General features: G+C 73.9%; 5 protein-coding genes. 3 read left to right on the top strand and 2 right to left on the bottom strand.

All coding sequences use genetic code 11. The features are described 5' to 3' along the window. Window positions 1-13 precede the first annotated feature (13 nt). Window positions 14-1,531: an acyl-CoA carboxylase subunit beta gene (locus DZF91_RS29725; RefSeq protein WP_117360414.1), complete on the top strand. Its 1,518-nt coding sequence runs from the start codon at window positions 14-16 to the stop codon at window positions 1,529-1,531. 24 nt (window positions 1,532-1,555) lie between these two features. On the opposite strand, the gene DZF91_RS42765 is transcribed toward DZF91_RS29725, so the two are convergent. Continuing rightward, window positions 1,556-2,317: a TetR/AcrR family transcriptional regulator gene (locus tag DZF91_RS42765; protein ID WP_117360413.1), complete on the bottom strand. Its 762-nt coding sequence runs from the start codon at window positions 2,315-2,317 to the stop codon at window positions 1,556-1,558. A gap of 156 nt (window positions 2,318-2,473) precedes the next feature. Here DZF91_RS42765 and DZF91_RS29715 point away from each other — a divergent pair, with 156 nt between their 5' ends. Beyond that, the gene (locus tag DZF91_RS29715) at window positions 2,474-3,328 is read left to right on the top strand and encodes a maleylpyruvate isomerase N-terminal domain-containing protein (protein ID WP_117360412.1); all 855 of its coding nucleotides are present in this window, start codon (window positions 2,474-2,476) and stop codon (window positions 3,326-3,328) included. A gap of 131 nt (window positions 3,329-3,459) precedes the next feature. Here the strand turns inward: DZF91_RS29715 and DZF91_RS29710 are convergent, their stop codons facing one another. After that, the gene (locus tag DZF91_RS29710) at window positions 3,460-5,442 is read right to left on the bottom strand and encodes a Xaa-Pro dipeptidyl-peptidase (RefSeq protein WP_235834652.1); all 1,983 of its coding nucleotides are present in this window, start codon (window positions 5,440-5,442) and stop codon (window positions 3,460-3,462) included. Window positions 5,443-5,720: 278 nt separating this feature from the next. Here DZF91_RS29710 and DZF91_RS42985 point away from each other — a divergent pair. Further along, window positions 5,721-6,108: ATP-binding cassette domain-containing protein (locus tag DZF91_RS42985; RefSeq protein WP_147341445.1), on the top strand; the 388-nt coding region annotated here is incomplete at its 3' end.

Here is a 6,108-nt window from a genome sequence, read left to right as displayed (position 1 = left end):
CGCGGCCCCGGGCATGGCCGGGCTGCGGGACGCCCGCGAGCACCGCCGCGCCGAGATCCTCGCCGGGCGCGCCGACGCCGTCGGACGGCAGCGCGCGCGGGGCAAGCGCACCGCCCGCGAACGCCTGGACCTGCTGCTGGACGGCGGCTCGTTCGTCGAACTCGACCTGTTCCGGCGGCAGGGCGAGGGCCCGGCGACCGACGGCGTCGTCACCGGCTCGGGCACCATCGACGGCCGCCGCGTGTTCGTGTACGCGCAGGACTTCACCATCCTCGGCGGCTCGCTCGGCGCCGCGCACGCCGCCAAGATCCACAAGGTGATGGACCTGGCGGTCGCCAACGGCGCGCCGCTGGTGGGGCTGAACGACAGCGGCGGCGCCCGCATCCAGGAGGGCGTCATGGCGCTGGACGGCTACGGCGGGATCTTCCGCCGCAACGTCGCCGCGTCCGGCGTCGTCCCGCAGATCAGCGTGGTGCTCGGGCCGTGCGCCGGGGGAGCGGCGTACTCGCCCGCGCTGACCGACTTCACCTTCATGGTGGCGGGCAGCGCGCAGATGTACCTGACCGGCCCGGACGTCATCGAGGCGGTCAGCGGCGAGCGCGTCACGCACGCCGAGCTGGGCGGCGCGCAGGTGCACGGCACCCGGACGGGCGTCGCGTCGTTCGTGCACCCGGACGAGGAGAGCTGCCTCGCCGACGTCCGGCACCTGGTGTCGCTGCTGCCGTCCAACTACCTGGAGCCCGCCCCGTCCGCGCCTTCCCGCGGCGCGGCGGACGACCCGCGGCCCCGGCTGGCCGAGCTCGTCCCGGCCGAGCCGAACCGCCCCTACGACATGCTGGAGGTCGTCGCCGAGCTGGTGGACGACGCCGACGTCCTGGAGGTGCACGAGGACTGGGCGCGCAACGTCATCTGCGCGCTGGCCCGGCTGGACGGCGAGACCGTCGGGATCGTGGCGAACCAGCCGAGCGTCCTCGCCGGGGTGCTGGACGCGGACGCCGCGCAGAAGGCCGCCCGGTTCGTCCGGTTCTGTGATGCGTTCGGCATTCCGCTGGTGACGCTCGTGGACGTGCCCGGCTTCCTGCCCGGCACGGCGCAGGAGTACGCGGGCGTGATCCGGCACGGCGCGAAGCTGCTGTACGCGTACTGCGAGGCGACCGTGCCGCGCGTCCAGGTGATCCTGCGCAAGGCGTACGGCGGCGCGTACATCGTCATGGACTCCCGGTCGATCGGCGCGGACGTGTCGCTCGCCTGGCCCACCAACGAGATCGCGGTGATGGGCGCGGAGGCCGCCGTCAACGTCGTCCACCGGCGCGACCTCGCCGCGGCCGACGATCCGGGCGCGCTCCGCGGCGAGCTGGTCGAGCGGTACCGGGAACGGCTCATGCACCCGTACTACGCGGCCGAGCGCGGCCTGGTGGACGACGTGATCGACCCGGCCCGCACCCGGATCGAGGTGGCCCGGGCGCTCGCGATGCTCCGCAACAAGAGCGTCGCCCAGCCCGCCCGCAAGCACGGCAACGGCCCCCAGTGAGGGCCGCCGGGGCCGACCGGGCGATCAGACCGGCTCGGCCCCCGCGGCTCCGCCGAGCCGGCCGAGCCCCCCAGGCCCGCCGGGTCCCCCAGGCCCGCCGGGTCCGCCGAGTCCGGCGGCTCCGCCGGGGTCGCCCGGGAAGTGGGCGCCGAAGCGCTCCCGGGACGCCCGGACCGAGCGGGCCGCCGCGGCCGGGTCGTCGCCGACGCTGACCATCAGCGCGGGAAGCTGGGTCTCGAAGCAGGCGTCGGCGGTGTACGGCTCGGTGAGGTAGTCGCCGAGCTCCAGGCTGACCAGCCCGTGCATGGTGACCCACATGTGGTGCGCGACCAGCTCGGCGTCGGTCCAGGCGAACCGTCCGGACGAGATGCAGCGCTTGGCGCAGTGGACGATGTCGACCAGGATGTACCGGCCGTACTGCCGGTCGGTGTCGGACAGCGAGAACACCGGCAGCGAGGACGCCCCGAACATCACGTTGTACAGGTGCGGGTTCGCCAGCGCGTTGTGCCGGTAGGCGCGTCCGTACACGGCCATGTCGGTGACGGGGTCCGGGCTCTGCGCGACCCGGGTGAAGCAGCGCTCCAGCCGGGCGAAGCCGAGGTGGACCATCTCGCGGACCAGCCCGCTCATCCCGCCGAAGTGGGTGTAGACCATCATGGTCGAGCAGCCCGCCTCCCGGGCCACCCGGCGCGCGGTGAGCGCGCGCGGGCCCTCCTGGTGGAGCAGCCGGGCGGCGATCTCGGTGAGGACCGGGCGGAGGTCGGGGTCGGAACGGCGTGGACTCAACGGGCGCCTCCCCGCCGTGCGGTGCCGGGGCGGGGCGCGTACCGGCGGCTGGACCGGAGCACGGGGCTGATCATCGGTTCCCGAGGCTAGCCGAGCGGCCGGGTCCGGCACCCCTTCGAGGTTGCTCCGCCCACGGGATCGTGGTCATCTTCGAAGATGACTCCCTCCCCCCACTGGGCGGCGGTCCGCGCCGCCCTCCAGGACGCCGCCGACCGGTTCGCGGACCTCATCGACCCGCCCGCCGGCCCCGGCCCCGACTCCGGCACCCGCACCGACGGCACCTGGACGGTCGGCGAGACCGCCGCGCACGTCGCCGCCATCGCCTGGATGGACGTCGGGCTCCTCGACCCCTCCTCGCCCCCGCCGCCCGTCCCCGGCTTCGACACCTGGCTCGCGACGAGCAACGTCGAGGGCGTGCACGCCTTCAACGAGACCGTGCTCGCCGCCATGCCCGGCCGCGACCTCGCCGTCCTCGCCGCCGACCTGCGCGAACGCGTCAAGACCATGGACGCGCTGGCCGACGGCCGCGACCCGGCCGAGACCGTCGGCTGGATCGGCGGCGCACGGCTCCCGATCTGCGGACTGTTCGCGCACATGGTGAACGAGCTGCTGCTGCACGGCCACGACGTCGCCCGCGCCCTCGGCCGCCCCTGGACCGTCCCGCCGCGCGACGCGTCCTACTTCTTCGAGGACTTCATCGTCGGCCTGGCCCGCAACGGCGTCGGCGCGCTGCTCGACGGCGGCGGCCCGCCCCGCGAGGACCCGGTCGTGGTGGAGTTCCGGTCCGCCCACACCACGCCGGTCACGTTCGTGCTCCGGCGCGGTGAGCTGAGCGTGGAGAAGCCCGGCCGCACCCCCGACGTCCGGCTCCGGTTCGACCCGGCGGCGTTCACGATGATGATGTTCGGCCGCATGTCCAAGCCGCGCGCGCTGCTCACCGGCCGGATCCGCGTCGGCGGCAGGCGGCCGTGGCTGCTCCCGGTCTTCCTCCGCACCGTCCGCGTCCCCTGACCGGCCGCTCCCCGGTCGCCCCGGGAGCCGCGGACGGCGGCCCCCGGACGCGCCGAAGCCCCGGAGACCTCCACGGGTCCCCGGGGCTTCGGCGTGACCGGCCGGACTCACCGGCCCGGCCGGTCAGGGGATCAGTAGAACCTCCGCTGCTGGCGCGGCAGGTCCACCTTCGACGGGCCGCGCCACGGGGCCGTCGGGGCGGGGGCGACCTGGGCGGTCACGCCGTTCGGCGCGAGGACGACCGGGACGCTGACCGAACTGCCCGCGAGGTCCACGGTCACGTTCGCGCCCGTGGGGGTCTCGGTGGTGTTGTCGGAGTCGGTGCCCGCGATGACCAGGCCGAGGCGGTGGCCCTGCTTGAGGACGTAGTCCTGGCTGAGCGTCTTCCAGCCGATCGTGTAGTACCGCCCGGCCGCCAGCGGGTCCTGGCGGCTCAGCGACGACCGGTTCCAGGCGTCCATCCAGCCGCGCGCCACGATGTTCAGCGGCGCGGTCGTGGTGTTGGTGCGCGTGTCCAGGTAGCAGGCGCTGTCCTCGGCGGTGCTCTCGCCCCAGCAGCTTCGCGTGGTCAGCGTCTTGATGCCGGACCCGGCGCCCAGGTAGTCGATCCGGGTGTCGGTGCCGTAGTCGACCAGCAGGACGGTCAGGTCCGAGGTCGGCTTGTCCATCTTCAGCCGCAGCCGCGCCGTGGGCGTCCCGGAGATCCGGACCGACTTCGGCAGCGGCCCCGACACGTACGCCGCCCGGTACGCCTTGGCGGTCGTCGGGTCGGCCACCAGGTCGGCCTCGGCGTACCCGGCGCCCGCCGGGCCGGGCAGGTCGGTGAACGAGCCGGTGGCGCCGCGCACGGCGGGCTTCAGGCCGAGCGAGCCGTCCGCGCCGGGACGCAGCGGGACCGAGCGGGCGGCGGGCGCGGGCCAGTCGGCCTGCCGGACCCACTGGTCCGGGCCGACCTCGACGTCCGCGCGCGGCTCCCGCAGCACGTCGTTCGGGATCTTCTGCAGCTCGTGGTCGAACCACTTGTGCAGGGTGTTCACCCAGTCCTGGCGGCGGATGTCGAACGGGTCGACGTGGCCGCGCTGGTGCAGCCACACCTTCCGCGCGACGCCCTGCCGCTTGAGCCCGTCCCACCACTTCGAGAAATGGTCGGCCTTGACGTTCAGGTCGTTCACGCCGTGGATGGCGAAGACGCTCGCGCGCACGTTCCGGACGTTGGTGAGCGCGCCGGTCCGGTAGTTCGTGGTGTCCCAGTAGGCGTTGTAGTCGCCGGTCTCGTCGTCCTGGGCCTTGCCGAGGTAGGCGCGCTCGGGGCCGCACTTGGTCTTGGCGTCGGTGTCGACCACCTCGGCCAGGCCGTCCTGCTCGCCCGTCCAGTACTTGATGCCGTTCATCCGGCTGTAGTCGTACCAGCTGCTGATCGCCGAGATCGGGACGATCGTGTCCAGGCCCTTCACGCCGGTCGCCGCGACGCCGTTGGCGAGCGTGCCGTCGTAGGACTTGCCGATCATGCCCGTGTGGCCGGTCGTCCAGGACGCCTTGACGGGCTTCCCGTCGGGCGTGAACGCCTTCGCGCGGCCGTTCAGCCAGTCGACCACGGCCTTCCCGCCGAGCACGTCGGTCGGCCCGCCGCTGGTCGGGCAGCCGTCCGAGCGGGTCGTCCCGACCATGTCCACGGCGAGGAACGCGTAGCCGCGCGGCACGAAGTAGTTGTCGTAGAACAGCGGGAACGCGGTCGGGTTCCCGTTCGCGTCGTACTTCTTGCGCTGGCCTTCGTTGCCGCGTCCGAGGTTGTCGTAGTACGGCGACTCGTCCATGATGACCGGCACCTTCAGGCCGCGCTCGGTCTCGCGCGGCCGGACGATGTCCACGTTCACCCGGTCGGGCTTGCCGTCATGGTCGGAGTCCAGGTTCGTCTGGACGTACACGTGCTCGCGGATCGCGTCCTGGTACGAGAAGACGGGCTGGGTCACGCCGTCCTTCACCACGATCCTCGGCGTGGTCGCGCGCTGCGCCGCGTGCGCCGCGGGCACCGCGCCCGCCGCCACGACGGCGACGCCGGTCAGCGCCGCCAGCGTCGCGCTCCGGCGCGTCCTTGCGAGGGGCCGCCTGGGCAATCCGCACCTCCGGGTCACTCAACGGTGATCTCTGCCGTTGCCACACGTTCCTCGCGGCGGACGCGCCGGTCATCGTCGCCGTCCGAGGAACTCGCCCGGCTTTTGGGCACAACTTGCCCTTGCCTCCTCCGGTCCGTCCTGTCCCGGGAAAACCGGTTGCCTCCCGCCGGGGGCCGTCGCCTAACCTGACGCGCATGGCTACGCCCCGCATTGCCTAGCTGGCGACACCGCTTCCACGCCACACGTGTGTCCTCAGCCAGACTCGGAGCGTCCTACCCATGATCACCCTGCGTGATGTCGCCGTGCGCGCCGGAGCGCGCCCGCTGCTCACCGGCGTCACCGCCCACGTCTCTCCCGGCGACCGGATCGGCCTGGTCGGCCGCAACGGCGCGGGCAAGTCCACCCTGCTCAGGGCCCTCGCCGGGCTCGTCCCGCCCGCCGCCGGCACGATCACCCGCACCGCCCCGCCCCGCTACCTGCCCCAGGACCCGGCCGCCGCCGACCCGTCCCGGACCGTCACCGACCGCATCCTGTCCGCCCGGCGGCTGGACGAGACCGTCCGCGCGCTGCGGGCCGCCGAGACCGCCCTCGCGGCCGGCGACCCGGGCGCCCCCGACCGGTACGCCCGCGCCGAGGCGGAGTTCGTCGCGCGCGGCGGGTACGCGG

Origin of the sequence: Actinomadura logoneensis (assembly GCF_003428695.1) — a bacterium.
GTDB classification, from domain to species: Bacteria; Actinomycetota; Actinomycetes; order Streptosporangiales; family Streptosporangiaceae; genus Spirillospora; species Spirillospora logoneensis.
This window is presented reverse-complemented; position numbering and strand designations above follow the sequence as displayed.